This is a genomic window from Xanthomonas sp. XNM01 (assembly GCF_014851915.1).
Classification (GTDB): Bacteria; Pseudomonadota; Gammaproteobacteria; order Xanthomonadales; family Xanthomonadaceae; genus Pseudoxanthomonas.
Map to the genome: position 1 here is coordinate 1,453,335 of NZ_JACVAP010000001.1, position 15,831 is coordinate 1,469,165.

At 64.1% G+C, this 15,831-nt stretch carries 28 protein-coding genes; 24 read left to right on the plus strand and 4 right to left on the minus strand.

Going from position 1 to position 15,831, the window contains the following annotated elements:
* Positions 1-237: 237 nt before the first annotated feature.
* The gene (gene mqo, locus IB242_RS06605; protein WP_192277215.1) at positions 238-1,956 is read left to right on the plus strand and encodes a malate dehydrogenase (quinone); all 1,719 of its coding nucleotides are present in this window, start codon (positions 238-240) and stop codon (positions 1,954-1,956) included.
* A 117-nt stretch (positions 1,957-2,073) separates the two neighbouring features.
* On the opposite strand, the gene IB242_RS06610 is transcribed toward mqo, so the two are convergent.
* Positions 2,074-2,436: a DUF3693 domain-containing protein gene (locus tag IB242_RS06610; RefSeq protein ID WP_192277217.1), complete on the minus strand. Its 363-nt coding sequence runs from the start codon at positions 2,434-2,436 to the stop codon at positions 2,074-2,076.
* 157 nt (positions 2,437-2,593) lie between these two features.
* On the opposite strand from IB242_RS06610, the gene IB242_RS20630 reads away from it, so the two are divergent.
* The 13 genes from IB242_RS20630 (at position 2,594) to IB242_RS06665 (ending at position 8,911) form a co-directional block, all read left to right on the plus strand.
* Positions 2,594-2,716, plus strand: coding sequence for a hypothetical protein (locus tag IB242_RS20630; RefSeq protein ID WP_255523445.1), 123 nt, complete (start codon positions 2,594-2,596; stop codon positions 2,714-2,716).
* The gene (locus tag IB242_RS06615) at positions 2,713-2,922 is read left to right on the plus strand and encodes a hypothetical protein (protein WP_192277219.1); all 210 of its coding nucleotides are present in this window, start codon (positions 2,713-2,715) and stop codon (positions 2,920-2,922) included. The genes IB242_RS20630 and IB242_RS06615 overlap by 4 nt, the downstream gene beginning before the upstream one ends.
* On the plus strand, positions 2,919-3,050 hold the full coding sequence (locus IB242_RS20635; RefSeq protein ID WP_255523446.1) for a hypothetical protein: 132 nt from the start codon (positions 2,919-2,921) through the stop codon (positions 3,048-3,050). The genes IB242_RS06615 and IB242_RS20635 overlap by 4 nt, the downstream gene beginning before the upstream one ends.
* Before the next feature lie 142 nt (positions 3,051-3,192).
* Positions 3,193-3,405: a hypothetical protein gene (locus IB242_RS06620; protein WP_192277221.1), complete on the plus strand. Its 213-nt coding sequence runs from the start codon at positions 3,193-3,195 to the stop codon at positions 3,403-3,405.
* Positions 3,374-4,195: a hypothetical protein gene (locus tag IB242_RS06625; protein WP_192277223.1), complete on the plus strand. Its 822-nt coding sequence runs from the start codon at positions 3,374-3,376 to the stop codon at positions 4,193-4,195. The genes IB242_RS06620 and IB242_RS06625 overlap by 32 nt, the downstream gene beginning before the upstream one ends.
* Positions 4,186-4,488: a hypothetical protein gene (locus tag IB242_RS06630; protein WP_192277225.1), complete on the plus strand. Its 303-nt coding sequence runs from the start codon at positions 4,186-4,188 to the stop codon at positions 4,486-4,488. The genes IB242_RS06625 and IB242_RS06630 overlap by 10 nt, the downstream gene beginning before the upstream one ends.
* Positions 4,489-4,491: 3 nt before the next feature.
* The gene (locus IB242_RS06635) at positions 4,492-4,695 is read left to right on the plus strand and encodes a hypothetical protein (RefSeq protein WP_192277227.1); all 204 of its coding nucleotides are present in this window, start codon (positions 4,492-4,494) and stop codon (positions 4,693-4,695) included.
* Positions 4,692-4,931, plus strand: a complete 240-nt coding sequence (locus IB242_RS06640) for a hypothetical protein (protein ID WP_192277229.1) — start codon at positions 4,692-4,694, stop codon at positions 4,929-4,931. Before IB242_RS06635 ends, IB242_RS06640 begins: the two co-directional genes overlap by 4 nt.
* A 113-nt stretch (positions 4,932-5,044) precedes the next feature.
* Positions 5,045-6,505, plus strand: a complete 1,461-nt coding sequence (locus IB242_RS06645) for an A coat protein (RefSeq protein ID WP_192277231.1) — start codon at positions 5,045-5,047, stop codon at positions 6,503-6,505.
* Positions 6,505-6,822: a DUF2523 family protein gene (locus tag IB242_RS06650; RefSeq protein WP_192277233.1), complete on the plus strand. Its 318-nt coding sequence runs from the start codon at positions 6,505-6,507 to the stop codon at positions 6,820-6,822. The genes IB242_RS06645 and IB242_RS06650 overlap by 1 nt, the downstream gene beginning before the upstream one ends.
* Positions 6,819-7,970 carry a zonular occludens toxin domain-containing protein gene (locus tag IB242_RS06655; protein WP_192277235.1) on the plus strand — a complete coding sequence of 384 codons (1,152 nt, stop codon included), beginning with the start codon at positions 6,819-6,821 and terminating at the stop codon, positions 7,968-7,970. The genes IB242_RS06650 and IB242_RS06655 overlap by 4 nt, the downstream gene beginning before the upstream one ends.
* A 30-nt stretch (positions 7,971-8,000) precedes the next feature.
* Positions 8,001-8,408 (plus strand): DUF4124 domain-containing protein, encoded by a 408-nt coding sequence (locus IB242_RS06660; RefSeq protein WP_192277237.1) that lies wholly within the window; start codon positions 8,001-8,003, stop codon positions 8,406-8,408.
* 44 nt (positions 8,409-8,452) lie between these two features.
* Positions 8,453-8,911: a hypothetical protein gene (locus IB242_RS06665; RefSeq protein WP_192277239.1), complete on the plus strand. Its 459-nt coding sequence runs from the start codon at positions 8,453-8,455 to the stop codon at positions 8,909-8,911.
* Between the two features lie 209 nt (positions 8,912-9,120).
* Here IB242_RS06665 and IB242_RS06670 read toward each other — a convergent pair whose 3' ends face one another.
* Genes IB242_RS06670 through IB242_RS06675 form a run of 3 tightly spaced genes read right to left on the minus strand, consistent with a single transcriptional unit; the run spans position 9,121 to position 9,895 of the window.
* Complete coding sequence (locus tag IB242_RS06670) at positions 9,121-9,399, minus strand: DUF3653 domain-containing protein (RefSeq protein WP_192277241.1); 279 nt, start codon at positions 9,397-9,399, stop codon at positions 9,121-9,123.
* Positions 9,384-9,512, minus strand: coding sequence for a hypothetical protein (locus IB242_RS20640; protein WP_255523447.1), 129 nt, complete (start codon positions 9,510-9,512; stop codon positions 9,384-9,386). The genes IB242_RS06670 and IB242_RS20640 overlap by 16 nt, the downstream gene beginning before the upstream one ends.
* Positions 9,503-9,895 carry a hypothetical protein gene (locus IB242_RS06675; RefSeq protein ID WP_192277243.1) on the minus strand — a complete coding sequence of 131 codons (393 nt, stop codon included), beginning with the start codon at positions 9,893-9,895 and terminating at the stop codon, positions 9,503-9,505. The genes IB242_RS20640 and IB242_RS06675 overlap by 10 nt, the downstream gene beginning before the upstream one ends.
* Before the next feature lie 132 nt (positions 9,896-10,027).
* On the opposite strand from IB242_RS06675, the gene IB242_RS06680 reads away from it, so the two are divergent.
* The 10 genes from IB242_RS06680 to IB242_RS06725 all read left to right on the plus strand — a co-directional run bounded on the left by IB242_RS06680 (position 10,028) and on the right by IB242_RS06725 (position 15,768).
* On the plus strand, positions 10,028-10,225 hold the full coding sequence (locus tag IB242_RS06680; protein WP_192277245.1) for a hypothetical protein: 198 nt from the start codon (positions 10,028-10,030) through the stop codon (positions 10,223-10,225).
* The gene (locus IB242_RS06685) at positions 10,222-10,410 is read left to right on the plus strand and encodes a hypothetical protein (RefSeq protein ID WP_192277247.1); all 189 of its coding nucleotides are present in this window, start codon (positions 10,222-10,224) and stop codon (positions 10,408-10,410) included. Before IB242_RS06680 ends, IB242_RS06685 begins: the two co-directional genes overlap by 4 nt.
* Positions 10,407-11,543, plus strand: a complete 1,137-nt coding sequence (locus IB242_RS06690; RefSeq protein WP_192277250.1) for a replication initiation factor domain-containing protein — start codon at positions 10,407-10,409, stop codon at positions 11,541-11,543. The genes IB242_RS06685 and IB242_RS06690 overlap by 4 nt, the downstream gene beginning before the upstream one ends.
* Positions 11,531-11,857, plus strand: a complete 327-nt coding sequence (locus IB242_RS06695) for a single-stranded DNA-binding protein (protein WP_192277252.1) — start codon at positions 11,531-11,533, stop codon at positions 11,855-11,857. The genes IB242_RS06690 and IB242_RS06695 overlap by 13 nt, the downstream gene beginning before the upstream one ends.
* 3 nt (positions 11,858-11,860) lie before the next feature.
* Positions 11,861-12,118: a hypothetical protein gene (locus IB242_RS06700; protein WP_192277254.1), complete on the plus strand. Its 258-nt coding sequence runs from the start codon at positions 11,861-11,863 to the stop codon at positions 12,116-12,118.
* Positions 12,119-12,163: 45 nt separating this feature from the next.
* The gene (locus IB242_RS06705) at positions 12,164-12,298 is read left to right on the plus strand and encodes a capsid protein (RefSeq protein WP_192277257.1); all 135 of its coding nucleotides are present in this window, start codon (positions 12,164-12,166) and stop codon (positions 12,296-12,298) included.
* 140 nt (positions 12,299-12,438) lie between these two features.
* The gene (locus IB242_RS06710; RefSeq protein WP_192277259.1) at positions 12,439-13,683 is read left to right on the plus strand and encodes a hypothetical protein; all 1,245 of its coding nucleotides are present in this window, start codon (positions 12,439-12,441) and stop codon (positions 13,681-13,683) included.
* 9 nt (positions 13,684-13,692) lie between these two features.
* Positions 13,693-14,007 carry a phage coat protein gene (locus tag IB242_RS06715; protein ID WP_192277261.1) on the plus strand — a complete coding sequence of 105 codons (315 nt, stop codon included), beginning with the start codon at positions 13,693-13,695 and terminating at the stop codon, positions 14,005-14,007.
* Between the two features lie 4 nt (positions 14,008-14,011).
* On the plus strand, positions 14,012-15,310 hold the full coding sequence (locus IB242_RS06720) for a zonular occludens toxin domain-containing protein (protein ID WP_192277263.1): 1,299 nt from the start codon (positions 14,012-14,014) through the stop codon (positions 15,308-15,310).
* A gap of 62 nt (positions 15,311-15,372) precedes the next feature.
* Positions 15,373-15,768 (plus strand): DUF4124 domain-containing protein, encoded by a 396-nt coding sequence (locus tag IB242_RS06725; RefSeq protein WP_192277265.1) that lies wholly within the window; start codon positions 15,373-15,375, stop codon positions 15,766-15,768.
* The last annotated feature ends 63 nt before the right edge of the window (positions 15,769-15,831 follow it).

Sequence of the window (15,831 nt, forward strand, 5' to 3'; positions counted from 1 at the left end):
GGCCCTGCACACCACACGACATGCTCAGGCCGTGACTGCACGCGCCCTGCATCTTCCGCGTGCCACAGTGCGGCGTCCACCCGATGCGCCGACGCACGCAGGACACCTGCGGCTGGCGCGCGCCTTGCGGCTGAACACGGACTCCGCCCGATTTTTCCGCTGATGGCACGGCGTTTGGCCGGCCCGCAGCGCGAAGCGGACGAGCGGGGCAGAGCACCGTCGCCAACGGAGTGAGCCATGAAACGCTTCCTGAAGTACGTCGCCACCCTGGTGCTGGCGCTGGTCGCCGCTGCGGTGCTTTTCCTGTACTGGCCGCTGTACCGGCCCGCGCCACCGGATGCCGAAAACGCGCAGCCGGTGGATGTGGTCCTGGTGGGCGGCGGCATCATGAGCGTCACCCTGGCCACGCTGCTGCAAGAGCTGGAGCCAGGCTGGACGATGCATCTGTACGAACGTCTGGACGACGTCGCGCTGGAGAGCTCGAACGGGTGGAACAACGCCGGCACTGGTCATTCGGCGTTCGCCGAGCTCAACTACACGCCGGAACTGCCGGATGGGACGATCGAAACCACGCGTGCGGTCGGCATCGCCGAGCAGTTCGAGGTCTCGCGCCAGTTCTGGGCCCATCAGGTCGCAACCGGGCGCCTCGGCGAGCCGGGCGACTTCATCAATGCAACGCCGCACATGAGTTTCGTCTGGGGCGAAGACCGCATCGACTACCTGCGTCGGCGCCATGCCGCGCTGGTCAGGAACCCGCTGTTCTACGGGATGGAATTCACCACCGACCGCGCCCGGATCGAGGCGTGGGCGCCGCTGGTCATGGAGGGAAGGGATCCGCATCAGCAGGTCGCCGCGACCTACATGCCGCTGGGCACCGATGTGAACTTCGGCGTCATCACCACCCAGCTGACCCACGCGCTGCAGCGCCAGCCCGGTTTCCAACTGCATCTGCAGCACGAAGTCCGGGCCCTGAACCAGAACGAGGACAGGACCTGGAACGTCACCGTCCGCGACCTGGCCAGCGGCGAGGACCGCACGATCAAGTCGCGGTTCGTGTTCATTGGCGCAGGTGGTGCCGCGCTTCCGCTGCTGCAGGCCTCGGGCATTCCAGAAGCACGCAACTATGGCGGCTTTCCGGTGGGCGGACAGTTCCTCGCGTTCCGCTCGCCGGAGATCGCCAACCGGCATCGCGTGAAGGTATACGGGATGGCCGACACCGGCTCGCCGCCGATGTCCGTGCCACACATCGACGCACGCCGGCTGGACGGCGAGCCGGTGGTGCTGTTCGGCCCGTTCGCGCTGTACAGCACGCGTTTCCTGAAGGAAGGCTCCTGGTTCGACCTGTATTCGTCGGTCAACCAGCACAACGTCGCCGGCATGGTGTCGGTCGGCCGGGAGAACCTCGACCTGGTCAGCTACCTCCTGCAGCAGGCGCGGCTGGACGACGAGGGCCGCCAGGCCGAGCTGCTCAAGTACTTCCCCAACGCCCGACGTGGCGACTGGGAGCTGGTGACCGCGGGCCAGCGCGTCCAGATCATCAAGCGCAATCCGGAAACCGGCACGACCAGCCTGGAGTTCGGCACGGAAATCGTCGCCGACCAGCACCACACGATCGCCGCACTGCTGGGCGCATCGCCGGGCGCATCCACCTCGCCGCCGATCATGCTCAGCCTGCTCGCCAAGGCGTTCCCCGAACAGATGGACGCGGGCTGGCAGGAGCGGCTGAAAGACATCATCCCCAGCTATGGCCAGGCCATCAACGAAAGCCCACAGCTGACGAACCGCATCCGCCGCATGACCAGCGAACGCCTGCGCCTGCCATACGTGGACGTTCCGGAAGGCCCGGGCACCGGCCTGCAACCAGCGCCCGTCGCCGAACCCGATGTCCAGCAGCAACCCGAGCTGATGCCCGAGGAGCAGCGCCAGCGGGGTGATCGGGAACTGCAGTCACTCTAGTGCACGTGTGCAACAACGGCCGCAGGCGCAGCGCTGGATCGAGAACGGCTTGGAGCTGGTCATGGCAGCGGCGCCGTAGCGATTGAGAAAGACCGAACCGAACAGCCAACCAGACAATTACATAATATACAGACCGCTGGAATTGGCCTGAGAGCCAACCACCACCGAAGCCTTATTTTGCTGGGCTTTTGCACCCATCGGCAGACTGATTCCGATTGCGCATAGTGCAATCAAAGCCGTCGTCGCCAGCTTCCGCCAGACGGCTTTTTCTTCGCGGCTCACTGCTCGCGCTTCTCCAACGATTCCGAGCACCTTGGCCAGCGGCTCGCCGGTCAAACCCGCGAGGGTGGCGCACATCACTGTGTCTGGCAGCGAGTAGCCAGATTTCCAGTTCGCAATGGTGCCGCGTGACACCCCGAGCTGCCTTGCGAACTCGGCATCACTCGTCACACCAAGGGCCTTCCTGGCCGTGTCGATCAAGTCCGTGACCGTTTGCATCGTTCAACCCCGTTGACAGTCGCGTTCAACCCCTTTATACAGTGCCCTGTGCTCAACGGCGTTGAGCACACCCGCCCCCCGGTGCCCTAGCCGGGGCGCGCGGGTCTAGGGCGCTAGGGCAGGGGATAGGGGACAACCAATGAAACTCTGGCAGCTGATCGAGGCGCGCAAGGTCGCGCTCTCCTGGGGCGCAATGCGTGAGGTCGCACGCTGGGATGCAGCCATTGAGGCCCGTATCGCGCTCATCGGGGCGCGGCCATGATCGCGCTCGCATCCATCGACCCGAACTGGGCGCTTCCGTTCGCTGGCGGCCTCCTATTCGTCATGGCCGGCGTCTTCCTTGGTGCCGTGCTTACCTACGCCGGTGATCGCGCAGACCAGCGTCTGGCATCGGAGCGTCGTCGCGTCCAGCTGCTCTCCGACGCGTACCACTTCCTCGAAGCTCACCGCGCGCAGGTCACCGCATGAACTGGCTCGTTTTCATTGCGGCGGTGGTCGTCTTGTTCGTCTTCTACCCGCCCGTCGCATTCGCGCTGCTTGTGCTGGCTCTGATCTTCGCGCCGTTCGCCCTCCCGTACCTGCGGAGGTTCCGGTGAGCCGCGTGTGCCACGACCTGCCGCCGCTCTGCTGTTACGAGTGCGAATCCCGCGTCTGGTGGCTGGCGCCCGATAGCCGTTGTGTCGAATGCACGCGGCTCACTCCCGCACAGCTGACAGGCGTTGATGCGGAGTGCGAGGAATGAGCCGCATCACCGACGCCGAGCGAGGCGCACGCATCGCCCTGGAACACGCAGAGGCTGTGCTCTCCCTGCACACCTCCACTGACCTGTTCCCGGTTCGCCTCTCGCGCTCCAAGCGCCAGTTCTGGGGCTTTATCCGCGATGCCGCGCTGTACGAGCTGGCCGAGTGCCACGCGCTGAATGCTGCGATTCGGCAAGGCGAGGCGCCGTGACGTGTCGGATGGCCACCGCGAACTGCCGGACCAACCCGAGCTCTACGGCACGCGGGACACAACGGTCGCAAGCGCCTGGGCACAGCTGCTATCGCGCTATCCCGCGCACGTCTTCGGCACCTTCACTTTTCGCCCCACAAAGCGGTTCACCGACAAGCACACCGGACAGCTGCGCGAAGTCGCGCGCACGGCAGCAAGCGGTGGGATGCACCCGGAAGCCGCACAGAAAGGCTTCCGCTTCTTCGTGTCGAGCATCAACCGCGAGCTATACGGCAACAGCTGGGGCAAGCGATGGCATTCCGGCCTGCAATGGGCGCTCGGCCAAGAGTTCCACAAGGACGGTCGCCTGCACTTCCACGCGCTCATCAGCGCGCCGACCGGCGACCTCTGGGACCTCATACGCGTGTCGTCCTGGCATCGCTGGTGGCTACAGGAATTCGGGTTCAACCGCATCGAACGCCCGCGCTCGCAGGCAGACGTCGCGGACTACGTAAGCAAGTACGTCACGAAAGACGGAGAGGTCGATTTCTCCGCGAATTTCGGGCGATGGGTACCACCGCTACCGGGCTACACGCGGGTAGCGCAGCAAGGGCAGCTGGCGGGCTGCGACACCAGAAAACCGCCACCTCCGGACAGTTTGCAAGCAGACGCGGCAGGGAAGGGAACCACGGAAGGCGAGCGCGGAAACGGGCTCTCCATTCTTGACCCTATACCTGCGTCCGGAGTGCACGAACCAACCGACCGCCTACGGGCTAACCACGAAGAGAAGAGAGAAGAACCATGGAAATGATCAACGCACCGACCATCACGATCACCGGCGCCGTCGAATCCCGCTACGTCACGATGAAGGCTGGTGGTCAGCGTCAGGTGTTCGCGCAGCCGGCGACGATGAGCAAGCCCGGCATGATGCTGCCTACTGAAATCGAGGTAGACAGCCCGAACGATGGTTTCCCGGTCGGCTCAACGCTGGTCTGGGACGTCACCGCCGACGTGGTTCCGGGCCAGTACGGCCGCCTCGAGCTGTCCCGCAAGCGCACCTTGCGCCCTGCCGAGCCGACCAAGCCGGCCGCCAAGGCGTCCTGATCCATGTCCCGCGTCCTTACCTGCATCGATCCCGTGCCGGCTGAGGACGGGTCATGCGTGCAAACCGCCTGGCTGGAATTGCCCAGCTGGGTGGACGTACTGCCCACGGTGGAACAGGCCAACACCGTGGGTCCTGCAATCGCTGGTGGCCTGATCCTGCTCGCAGCCATGCGGCTGCTCATCCCCAAGAACCGAGAAGACGAATGAAGACCAACCTCCGCACCAAGCTGTTCCACATCGGTACCCGCGCCCGCGCCGCCATCTTCGGTGGCTCGGTGGCCGCCGCCTCCCTGCCGGCGTTCGCTGGCACGACCGTCAGCTTCGATCCCGCGACGATCCTCGCTGCGATCGCCGCGCTGCTGGCCGCGGGCATCCTGATCTACACCGCGTTCATCGCGGGCAAGTGGACCCTCAAGGCGTTCGGCCTGCTCGGTGGCAAGTAAGCCACCATCAACAAGGGGAGGGCGGGGAAACCCGCCCTTTTTTACGACATGACCGGACTTGTTCTGTTGATTTGGTGGACCCTCGGCGGCTACATCATCGCGGATGGGCTGCGGTGATCGCTCGTCTCTGCATCGCGCTGATCATGCTGGCCTGCTGGCTGGTGCCATTTCGCACCAGCTACGCCGCGACCGATGGATGCCCCGACAAGGCGCCTTACTGTGATCAGGGTGAGGCCATGATGTCGTGCCAGGGGAGGCTGGCCGCCGTAGTACCTCCGACGCCGCCGTGGGAATGGAAGGATCAACCCGAATGCGTGCATCTGACGTCCAGCAGGCGATATCACTGCAAGGCGAGTATCCGGCATCCGAATACCGGCAACATCGTGGACAGATTCTGCGGCTATCACTACTACGCGGACGACTGCACCAAGCGGAACGCGACCTATCCCCCCGGCGACATGCAGCCAGGGCTCGCACAACCGCCCAGTGAGTGCTACGGCGGCTGCCGGCTCGTCGGTCGGCAAGTCACTGCGCAGACGGGCGGAATCACCATCTACGGCGTCGTTGATCGCTCATACACGGGTGAAGTGTGTTCCGTGCGCAATGACTCGAATGCGCCGATCGATGCCAACCGCGACAAGAAGAAGGAGACCGAGCCCAAGACCCCGGAGTGCACAGCCTTGGGCAGTGGTCAGACTGCATGCATGAGGCCAGACGGCAACTACTGCGCAACGGCCAGCACGGGCAAAACGTTCTGTTGGGCGCCGGATGAAGAGGGCGCCAAGACCGACGGCGAGCATGCTCAACGCAAGTCAGAGAAGGACCGTCCTGTTCTTCCGCCTGACGTGAAGATTCCGGATAAGGACTGGCAACGCACCGAAGGCCATCAGGTGACGCATTGCACGCACAGCGGCTGCAAGACCAGCAACGTCACCAACTACACGACGGTCGCCGCTGGAACATCGAAGAATTCGACAGGCAATAACAAGGCCGATGGCTCAGGCAACAGCAGCGGGAACGGTACTGGAACCGGCGCCGGCGGCAAGGCGGGGGAAGAGGGCAAGGATTCCGCCACCGAAAGCGGCAACTGTGAGACGCCGCCGGTCTGCACGGGTGACACGTTGAAGTGCCTACAGCTCAAGATCACTTGGCGCATCGACTGCAACACCAAAGGCAACGAAATCACCGATAGCGAATCGTGCGGGGCAGGGGACGTGCCCGTGTGCGCTGGCAAGTCATGCAAGGCTGAGGAGTACTCGCTGTTGCTGCGCGACTGGCGTCGTCGCTGCGAACTGAAAGCTGATGCCCAGGCAGGTGCCAACGGCGGCCAGGGCGATGACGAAGCGGGCGTAATCGGCGGTCTGTGGGCCAGCGACGGAGCACCGACGCCGAGCTTCGATACCGGCAAGCTGAGCATCGGTGGCGGCGGCGACCTGATTCCGTCGGTCGAGATCTTCGAGGGCGGTCAGACGTTCCAGGTCCCGCAGAGCTGGTACAGCGTTCTCTCGGTCATCAAGACCATCGTGATCGCATCGGCCATGGTGGCCGCGTTCTGGATCCTCGCGAGGTTGTAATGAGCATCTTTCCTTCATTCGACAGTCCGTTGTTGGGCGCCCTTGCTGGCATGCTCAACACGGTGATGAAAGCGCGCTTGGCGCTGTGGGTCGGCAAGTGCCTGAGTGCGCTCGGCCTCGGATTCGCAGCAAAGGCATTCGTCTACGACCCGCTGATCGATCAGGCCGTCAATGCCTGGAACATGGTGCCGGCGGTGGCCGCCAACTGGGTGCATGCGCTTGGCTTGGACACAGCTATCTCGATCATTCTGAGCGCTTACGGCATCCAAGGCGTGCAGCGCGTGTTCTTGTCCCGCAAGTACGAGCCGCCGCTGTGATCGGTGATACCGCTTCAATTTCCCTGCTGACTGGCCTGCCCGGCTCCGGCAAGTCGTTGCGCATGACGCAGCGCATTGTGGAGCTGGTAGAGAAGGGCGAACACGTCTACACCTGCAATATCAACGGCATCAGCGTGCCCGGCATCACGCCGTGGGAAGACCCGACCAAGTGGCGGGACCTACCTGCCGGTGCGGTGCTGTTCGTTGACGAAGCCCAGCAGTATTTCCGCGCACGGCGCGCAGGTGAGGTGCCCGAGTACATCAGCGCCATGGAGACGATCCGCCACAGCGGCGTGCGCCTCGTGCTGGCCACACAGCAGCCGAACTACCTGGACACGCACCTGCGCGGCCTCGTTGGCTTCCATGAGCATCTGCTGCGGCAGTCCGGCAAGAACCAGACCTTCATCTTCCGCAACCATCAGGTGATGGATGAGGTCCGCATGGGCCTCAAGCGGGTGAAAGGACTTTATGACCACGAAAAGTGGTCGCTTCCCGAGAAGTACTTCAAGTTCTACAAGAGCGCCGAGCTGCACACGGTCAAGTACCGGATGCCGGCCCTGCTCAAAAAGGTGCTGATCGTCGGCCCGTTGGCGCTGATGCTGTTCCTGGGCGTGTTCGGCATGCTGTTCTGGAAAGCCTACATGCAGTCGAACGAGGCCGAGGGCATGAGCAAGACGCCGCCTGCGGCGGCGTCAGCGAAGCCCACGGCCTCGGCGTCGGCAGGGGGCTCACCTAGGGCAGCGGTCCGGACAGGCGAGGAATATGTAGAGGCAATCACACCACTGGTCGCCGATGTGCCGTGGTCGGCACCTGGCTACATCGGCCGGGACTTCAAGTCCGATCCGCACATGTACTGCATGAGCACAGAGAACAGCTGTCGGTGCGTCACCGAGCAAAACACCCGCGTCGTTGTCCGTGATGACGTGTGCCGCGACGTAGCGCGCTGGGGCGAGCCCTACAATCCGTTCAAGGCTCCGCGTCAGGAAGTCGAGCGGGAGCCAGCACAAGAGCGCCAGCAGACCGCCCCAGCGGTCGCACAGCGGCCGCGGGAGGACCATGGGGCAGGGGTGCTGCTCGGCAGTCAGGATCGCGCGCAGGGCACGTTCCCCGAGGTCGCATCGTCCACCACCCGCGTCGGCGCTCTCTAGCGCTATGATTCGCCCCACAGGGGGTGAATCATGGACGTTCGACACTGGGCGCTGGTGCTGGCCCTAATCCCGGCCGGTGCGCAGGCGCAGCAGGTCTACAAGTGCGTCAAGGGCAAAGAAGTGGCCTATCAGTCCGAGCCGTGCGCCAGTGGCCAGGAGCCTGCCAAGACATGGCAGCACGGCACGTACACGCCGCCGCCCAACTCGGAGCGCTGGCGCGTCTACAACTCGATTCAAGCCACGAATCAGCGCGACGCTGAGCTGAGGGCTGCGAACAATGCCGCAGCCGCTGCATCGGTAGGTTCGTCGGTAGGGCGCTGCGACGCTGCCAAGCAGACTCGCGATCGCAACATGGCAGCTACTCGCCCGACGCGTGGTAGCCATTCAATCGAGACACGCCGCAGCTGGGACGAGTACGTGGCCTCCAATTGCCGATGACTCGTGGCGCTGATTTTGCTTCTTGCTACTTGGAGGATCGAGCGATGGCAGATGAAGACCCCGTCCGTGATGAGCGTGCGAGACAGTTTTTCGAGCGATATGCCGAGGAAAACCCTTACGCTTCTTTGCTCTTGAAGCAGCATCTAATGATCGAAGAACTTCTCGACGAGATAGTTCTTTCCGTTTGCAAGAAGCCAGAAATAGCTCGGAGGGCTCGTCTTTCGTTTACGCAGAAGTACCATCTTGCGCGCGCTATTGACGGCCATGAAACGCACTTATGGAGTGGCGTCGAGAAGCTCAATGAGGCTAGAAATGCGCTCGCACATCGAAGCGACTTGGCCGTCTTGGAAGGAAAGATTGATTCCTTCATACAAACGATGCTCGCGAACTATCCCCGATTGCGCGGCAGCATGAATGGCGAGCGGATCACGGACCTAAGTGCGGCCGGTGCCGGATTGTGCGGAGGTATGGCGCGCGTAGCTGTCGAGCACGTGGGCGCGTAGCCGTCGGGTGCAGGGGGAACCCCTGCGGATAACGCCACACCCGCGCCTGTAGCAGGTCCGCTCCATTGCAGATCGGACCACCGATGCCGGCCCCAGCTCGGGGCCGCCATCCACCACCGAAAACCGCTCGAACGTTTTTTCTCGCCCATAGGACAATCGGTCCGCCGGCGTCGCAGATTTGTCGCACCGATAGAACGCTCGATCGAGCATCAGCCAGCGCGGCCGAAGTGCCGTTCGCGCCAGTCGTCAAGTTCGACCACCACGACCTTGACCTTTGCGCCGTACTGGCGGCCACGGGTGCCGGCTTCGGCCTTGCGCCTGGACGCGAAGCCTGCACGGCGCAGCTCCATCTGGTCGCGCCATAGCAGGCCGCTGAGACGTTCGGCGGTCATCTGTTCGCCGGCAGGACTGACCAGATACCGGCCGCTTTCGGTGAAGCGCCAGCCCGCGAATGTGTGGTTTCCGGTGCCGCTCACAGCATCTGACATGCGTCGATCGCTCCTCGGTCCTTGGGGAGCTTGCTGGGTGGCAAGAGACGTTCCAGCAGCAGGCGCAGGATGCCGGCGTAGTAGCCCAGCGTGGCCGCCAGCCTCAATGACATAATATACAGACGCCCGAATGGCCAACCGCGCCGACACGCGCTAAGCCGTTGATTTCCGAGGATTTCGCCGGGGTCGCGAACCCGATCCCGATTGCGCATAACAGCACCGCCGTGGCGGTGCCCAGCCTCTGGGCGAGAGCTGCCCAGACCTTGCCAGCGCGGCCGTCCGTTCGGACCGCCTTGATCGCCAGTAGCCATTCCCCGGGGTCGTCCCCGGCCATCTCTGCGAGCGCGCAAATCAGGTCTTCGTCCGGGTAACTCTTGCCCGCGCGCCACTCGCTGACCACCGCCCTTGACCGGCCCAGCCGTTCGGCTAAGGCCATGTCTGTCGGTACTCCGCGCCGGGTTCGTGCTTTGTCCAGCAGCGTCGCAACGATGCTCATGTTCGGAACTTCCTTGACATTGATGTTCGGTGTCAGGTTAACTCCGAACTGTTCGGGTTGTTCCGAACACCCCCGCCCCCCGGTGCCCTAGCCGGGGCGTGCGGGTCTAGGGCGCTAGGGCAGGGGACAACCATGATCATCACCGGCACCGATCTACCGATCGCACTGCTCATCGGCTGCGCCTTTCTCATCTTCTTCGGCGTCGTCGGCGTTGATGATGCGCTCTCCACGATCAAGCACCGCCGCATCCGCCGGGACCATCGCGCCTTGGTGATGCTCTCCGACGCGTACCGCTTCCTTGCGGCGCCTCGCGCCCAGGTGCAGCCATGAGCCGCACGACCGACACCGAACGCGGCGCGCATATCGCGTTGGAAACCGCGATCCATCGCCTTGTGCAGCCGGACCTGTTCGACGCCGGCCTGCCGCCGTCGTGGTGGCACGCGGTCGAAATGGCCGCACACGATCAGCTGGATGAATGCGCCGCGCTTCGCATCGCGCAGCAGGTGTGCGCGTGACTGCCCGCGACTTCGCCGACATCAAGTCCAGGCGCATGCACGTCGCGCTGAGCGAGCGCGAAGCGTCGTTCTGGTCGGGGCGTGCTGCTGGCGTAGCACACCCCTTTTCCGCGGGCGAAGCGGGGAAGGGTGGGGCGGTTGGCCCGGTGAGTAACACGGGCCAAAAGTCTCAGATGGCCGCTACCCATGGTGCCATCGTGGACTTTTTGACCGTGGTGATCCCGCGCGCTCGGCTCATCGATCATGGCGTGACGCGGGTGAGCCTGCTTCTCTACAACGTCTTTGGCCTTTCGCCTTCTGACGTTCGCATCGCTGAGGTCCAGGTCAAGCGCTGGCAGTTCTATCGCGAATCCGCCTACATCGTGGATGCGCAAGGCGAAGTGGTCGGCCGCTACGGCGAGGGCGGCAACGGCGACACCATCTGCATCAGCCTGTCCGGCGCTGCCTGCCGGTTCGTCAAGAACTGGTGGACCGTCACCAAAAAGCTCGAGCTTCACCACGGCCGGATCAGTCGCTGCGATCTCGCATACGACGATTACGAGGGTGTTTTCGGCGATGTGCGCGTGCATGAGCGTGCCGCGCTGAATGGCGCGTTCCGTGGCAACGGTGCCCCGCCCACCACGAAGTTCCTTGACGACCACGGCTCGGGCAAGGGCTGCACGCTCTACGTCGGCCAGAAGGGCCACAAGCAGTGCTGCATCTACGAGAAGGGCAAGCAGCTGGGCGTCGCTGAATCGCCGTGGGTGCGCTTTGAAGCGCGGCTCTATGGCAAGCATCAGCAGGTGCCGCGCGAGGCGCTCATCAACCCGATGAAGTACCTGCGCGGCGCGTACGGCTACCTGACAACGCTCCTGGCATCGGTCGCTCACGGCGCCGCCTGCCGCATCGAGCTTGCGAAACGCACCGTCGAGGCGACCGGCCACGCGATGAAGCGTTGGGCACGTCGCCAGATCGGTCCGACCCTCCACGTGTTGTGGCAGGCGTTCGGTGAGAAAACCCCGGAATTTCTCCGGGAACACGTGTCGCGCGAAGGGCTGCCCGCGCGATTCAAGCGTGCATGCACGGCAGCGCAATTGCCCGCGTATATCCGGGAAACCATGTGGCCTGAGGAGGCTCAACCATGTCTTTCGTGAGGATCAAGAGTGAATCCATCATCGAGCGTCGCATCAACGGCAAGAACGGTCCGCAGATCATCCGCGAGCAGCGCGCATGCATTCTGCTCGGCGACGGCTACGAAACCACCTTCAACGTCGGACTCGGCGATGGCCTCTGCTATTCGGTGGGCGATTATCTCATCCACCCCGACAGCTACGGCCAGAACAACTACGGCGAGCCCGCGTTGAAGCGCGTGAAGCTGTGGCCGCTGTCGGTCGCAGTGAAGTCCACGGGCGTTGCCCTGGCGCCGCCGGTTCCGGCCGCGTCCGGTCGCGCTGCAGCGGCGGCCTGATCCATGGCCCTGTGCGTAGCCCTGCAAGCAGACGGCACCGTGATCCCGACCGGACAGGCGCCCTCCGAGTGCGCGGGCTACGTGCTGGTGTCCGCAACCGAACACGCGCAGATGGCGTTCCTCTCGGACCTGTTCCAGTGGCCTGAGGCGGGCGTCGCTGCATCGTGGCTGATCGGTGCTTTCGGCTTCGTCATCGTCTGCAACGTCGTCGGCTCCCAAGTCGGCTCCGTGGTGAAGATGCTGAGCACCGACCGGCATTAACCGCGCATACCGCGCACATCCCAACCTGAGCAAAGGAGCAACACCATGGACTTTTCCGAAATCCTCACCGGTCTGGCCACCGCTGGCGCGGTCGCTGCCATCGTCGGTGCTGGTGCGCTGAAGGCTGCACCCGGCTTCGCCCGCTGGGCGACCAACAAGGTGGCGACGTTCTTCCGTTGATCGACGGGCGGACGGGGCGGGCGGGGGAAACCCCGCCCTCTTTATTCCAGGAGGGCGCACATGCTCATCTGCATTTTTCTCGGACTGCTCGGCGCGCTGGCGGCGCACGCTGCGTCCCTCGGCTATAACGAGGCCAGCCAATGAAGTGGCTATCTCGGGTGTTCGTCAGCGCGATCGCGCGCCGTCTCGCTTTCGTCGTGGTGGCCCTTGTACTCGGCGCGCTCGGTATCGGCAGCGCCCGCGCGAACATTGAAAACTGCACCAACGTCGCGCCCTATTGCGATCAAGGGCAGGCCTTCGCTAGGTGCCAAGCCTCCCTTAGCGCGGTTCCGCAGACGGCCGGTTACACCTACACCGGATTCACCTGTGACCACCTGGCATCAACGAAGCGCTATCACGGCAAGTACACCCGCACGCGCATCCGCGACGGCTATGTGGAAAACGGATTCGCCGGTTACTTCTACTATTCGAACACCTGTCAGCAGCGCACGGGGGACGGCGATGGACCGCCAGGCGCAAACAGCGCCGCGATCTACGTCGGCTCCGGCTCGACCTGCTACAACGGCTGCTCGTACGGCCGCGCGGCCAACGGCGAAGTGCGCCGCTGGTCGTTCTCTGGCGGTCAGACCGTCAGCTACACACCGGGCGGTGCATGGCTGCCTGACGGCGCTGTGTGCTCTGCCGACGACGGCACCACGCCGCCGGAGGGCGACTACTGCGCCCGGGAAGACTCGATGACGCAGTGCTTGCAGCGCGATGGTCGGCACTGTGCGGTGTCCAGCTCCGGCAAGCGCTTTTGCTGGACGGCGAAGGAGACCGGCACGAAGACCAGCGGCAATGAGGCCATGACGAAGTCGCCTGAGGGCGCCGGCATCAATCCGCCGCGCACGCCCCCGCCCAACAATGGCGATTGGCAGCAGACGGGGCAGGGCACCGCGTCGACCACCGCCGGTGGGGTGACCAACAACTACAACATCACCAACCACACCTCGAACTACGGCAGCGAGGGCGGCGGTGGCGGTGCCGAGGGTGATCCCGGCGGGGGTGGTGAGGGTGACGGCGAGGGCGAAGATGACGGGGTGGGGGAGCCGACTGGCGAGGGCATCGGCGATATCTACAAGCCGACCGAAAAGACGATGGAAAGCATCGTCCAAACGTGGTGGCAGGCGGTGCAGGGCGCACCGATCTTCGCGCAGATCAACAACTTCTTCGGCAACTGCTCCTACAGCGGTAGCTGTCCCACGATTGCATGGGAAAGCGACTGGACCGGCGCAGTGTCGTTCACCCAGCTATGCGACGGCACCATCGCCGACACCCTGTTTTTCGCGGGTTTCGTGGTCATGGCGATGGGTGCGTTCGCTGCATATCGCATCGCGATCTACTGAGGGCTGCACATGGGATGGCTCAACGATTTCACCGCGTGGCTGCTCAAGCAGCTGAAAGACCTGTGGGAGAACGGCGTCGAGTTCTTCGAGGATCTGCTGTTGCAGGGCTTCGAGAACTGGCTCGCGATGGTCTACCTGCAATGGTCGCTGATTCCGGCGCCGGACTTCCTCAACGGCTTCACCCTGTGCACGCTGCTGACGCAGGCCGGGCCGACTGTCGGTTGGGCGCTCAACACGTTCCGCGTTGGCGAGGCCTTGGGCTTCATCGCGGCCGGCTACAGCTTCCGCATGCTGCGCAAGCTGGCGACGCTGTTCCAGTGGTGACGGCATGCTGATCCTCCTGGAAGGGCCGCCGCGCGCCGGCAAGTCGTACAGCGCGCTCAAAGACCACATCCTGCCGGCGTTGAGGGCGGGCCGCACTGTGTATGCCCGCCTCAATGGGCTGGATCACGAGAAGATCGCCGCGCACCTCCAGCTGCCGCAGGACCGGGTTCGTGAGCTGCTGGTGGTGGTCAAGCAAGAGGAAGTGGTCGCGCTGCTGACGGTGTTCGGTGACGATCCGCCGCGGTTCCAGGTCAAGCCAGATAGCTTGATCGTGATCGATGAGGTTCAGGACTACTACGCCAGCAGCCGGCAGCCGTTGCCGAAGGAGCAGGGGGCGTTTTTCGCGAAGCACGGCCACATCGGCTTGGACGTGGTCATCATGTCTCAGGCTGTGGGGGCCATTCATAGCTCGATCCGGCAGCGCGTCGAGCGTAAAAACGTGTATGCCAAGCTCAACGCCCTGGGCAAGGCCGATCGCTACGTCGTCCGCTTCTACAGCGTCGGCGACACCATGGGTAAGTTCGAAAAGATCGGGTCGGAGACGCACGATTACGATCCGCATATTTTCCCGCTCTATCACGGGTTTCAGCCCGGCGTCGAGAACACCGATGCGTACACCGAGGGGTCGCGAACGGTGTGGCAGGTCATCAAGTGGCCGGCCATCGGTGTGAGCATCGCGACGCTCGTCGGCGTGTTCTTCCTCGTGCGGTTCTTCTTCGTGAGCCCGATCAAGGAAGGTCACGATGTGATCGAGTCGCAGAAGGCGTCGGCTCCGGCTATGCCGGCCAAGGATGTGTCGGCGGTCAGCTCCGGTAGCTCACCCATCGCCCAGGCGGCGGCACCGTCGCGCAAGAAGCTTTCGCCGGGCGTGCGCTACATCGTGGACCTGACACTGACCGCGCGGCCGCGCTATCTCGGCGAGTATCAGGCCGCCGATCACATGCGCTATCTGGTGGAGTTTCGCGCGACGCAGGGGGCTACGCTGGAGCGCCTGGACAGCATCCAGTTGCAGGGGCTGGGCTTCCACGTCGAGCGCACGGATTACGGTTTGGTGGCCGAGGCTGAGGGCGAAACCATCGTCTTCACCCCGTGGCCTATCGACCTTATGTTCACCCAATCGTCTGCGCAAACCGCGCGCATCAGCGCGGCGAGCGGCGGATCGCCTGCGGCGGCGCAGCCGACGCAGCCGACCGCCGGCGCCGGCGCGTCCACCGCACAGGCCGTTCTCATCTCGTCCGGTGGTCTGAATGTCGATACCGCCCTGATGGATGACGGGGGTGGGGCGGCGAGCCTGCTCAACTAGCCCTGCGGGCGCTATGATCCGCCCGACAGGGGGTGTTGATCATGGACGTTCGACGTTGGGCGATGCTGCTCGCCCTCATGCCGGCTAGTGTGTCGGCGCAGCAGATTTTTAAGTGCGTGAAGGGCGGGCAGGTCGAGTACACGTCGATCCCATGCGCGCCAGGGGAAGCCGTCGAAAAGGTGTGGGCCGGCAGCACCTATCCCACCTACGCGCCGCCGCCGGCTGCCGATGTGGCTCGGAATCAGCAGGTGCAGATGCAGACCGAGCATCGAGACCAGCAGCTACGCCAGAACCCGAGCCGCGCTGTCGCTGAGGGCGCGGCGATCCCGATCCGGGCTGGGGCCTGCGAGGAAGCCAAGCAAGCTCGCGACCGCAAGCTTTACGCGCTCGGCGCTGGCGTCTCGATCCAGGTGCGGCGGATGTTTGATGAGGAAGTGCGTCGCGCCTGTCGATGGTGACGCGTCACGAAAATGGCGAGTCGGGGTGCAGGGGGAACCCCTGCGGATAACGCCTCACCCGCG

Bases quoted from the DNA above. Each gene is read 5' to 3' on its own strand.
- IB242_RS06695 (WP_192277252.1), top strand. From the start codon at position 11,531: ATGTCTTTCGTGAGGATCAAGAGTGAATCCATCATCGAGCGTCGCATC.
- mqo (WP_192277215.1), top strand. From the start codon at position 238: ATGAAACGCTTCCTGAAGTACGTCGCCACCCTGGTGCTGGCGCTGGTC.
- IB242_RS06675 (WP_192277243.1), bottom strand. From the start codon at position 9,895: ATGAGCATCGTTGCGACGCTGCTGGACAAAGCACGAACCCGGCGCGGA.
- IB242_RS06660 (WP_192277237.1), top strand. From the start codon at position 8,001: ATGGACGTTCGACACTGGGCGCTGGTGCTGGCCCTAATCCCGGCCGGT.
- IB242_RS20640 (WP_255523447.1), bottom strand. From the start codon at position 9,512: ATGTCATTGAGGCTGGCGGCCACGCTGGGCTACTACGCCGGCATCCTG.
- IB242_RS20635 (WP_255523446.1), top strand. From the start codon at position 2,919: ATGAACTGGCTCGTTTTCATTGCGGCGGTGGTCGTCTTGTTCGTCTTC.
- IB242_RS06625 (WP_192277223.1), top strand. From the start codon at position 3,374: ATGCTGCGATTCGGCAAGGCGAGGCGCCGTGACGTGTCGGATGGCCAC.
- IB242_RS06725 (WP_192277265.1), top strand. From the start codon at position 15,373: ATGCTGCTCGCCCTCATGCCGGCTAGTGTGTCGGCGCAGCAGATTTTT.
- IB242_RS20630 (WP_255523445.1), top strand. From the start codon at position 2,594: ATGAAACTCTGGCAGCTGATCGAGGCGCGCAAGGTCGCGCTCTCCTGG.
- IB242_RS06705 (WP_192277257.1), top strand. From the start codon at position 12,164: ATGGACTTTTCCGAAATCCTCACCGGTCTGGCCACCGCTGGCGCGGTC.
- IB242_RS06715 (WP_192277261.1), top strand. From the start codon at position 13,693: ATGGGATGGCTCAACGATTTCACCGCGTGGCTGCTCAAGCAGCTGAAA.
- IB242_RS06685 (WP_192277247.1), top strand. From the start codon at position 10,222: ATGAGCCGCACGACCGACACCGAACGCGGCGCGCATATCGCGTTGGAA.
- IB242_RS06670 (WP_192277241.1), bottom strand. From the start codon at position 9,399: ATGTCAGATGCTGTGAGCGGCACCGGAAACCACACATTCGCGGGCTGG.
- IB242_RS06615 (WP_192277219.1), top strand. From the start codon at position 2,713: ATGATCGCGCTCGCATCCATCGACCCGAACTGGGCGCTTCCGTTCGCT.
- IB242_RS06680 (WP_192277245.1), top strand. From the start codon at position 10,028: ATGATCATCACCGGCACCGATCTACCGATCGCACTGCTCATCGGCTGC.
- IB242_RS06700 (WP_192277254.1), top strand. From the start codon at position 11,861: ATGGCCCTGTGCGTAGCCCTGCAAGCAGACGGCACCGTGATCCCGACC.
- IB242_RS06640 (WP_192277229.1), top strand. From the start codon at position 4,692: ATGAAGACCAACCTCCGCACCAAGCTGTTCCACATCGGTACCCGCGCC.
- IB242_RS06635 (WP_192277227.1), top strand. From the start codon at position 4,492: ATGTCCCGCGTCCTTACCTGCATCGATCCCGTGCCGGCTGAGGACGGG.
- IB242_RS06720 (WP_192277263.1), top strand. From the start codon at position 14,012: ATGCTGATCCTCCTGGAAGGGCCGCCGCGCGCCGGCAAGTCGTACAGC.
- IB242_RS06665 (WP_192277239.1), top strand. From the start codon at position 8,453: ATGGCAGATGAAGACCCCGTCCGTGATGAGCGTGCGAGACAGTTTTTC.
- IB242_RS06620 (WP_192277221.1), top strand. From the start codon at position 3,193: ATGAGCCGCATCACCGACGCCGAGCGAGGCGCACGCATCGCCCTGGAA.
- IB242_RS06710 (WP_192277259.1), top strand. From the start codon at position 12,439: ATGAAGTGGCTATCTCGGGTGTTCGTCAGCGCGATCGCGCGCCGTCTC.
- IB242_RS06650 (WP_192277233.1), top strand. From the start codon at position 6,505: ATGAGCATCTTTCCTTCATTCGACAGTCCGTTGTTGGGCGCCCTTGCT.
- IB242_RS06630 (WP_192277225.1), top strand. From the start codon at position 4,186: ATGGAAATGATCAACGCACCGACCATCACGATCACCGGCGCCGTCGAA.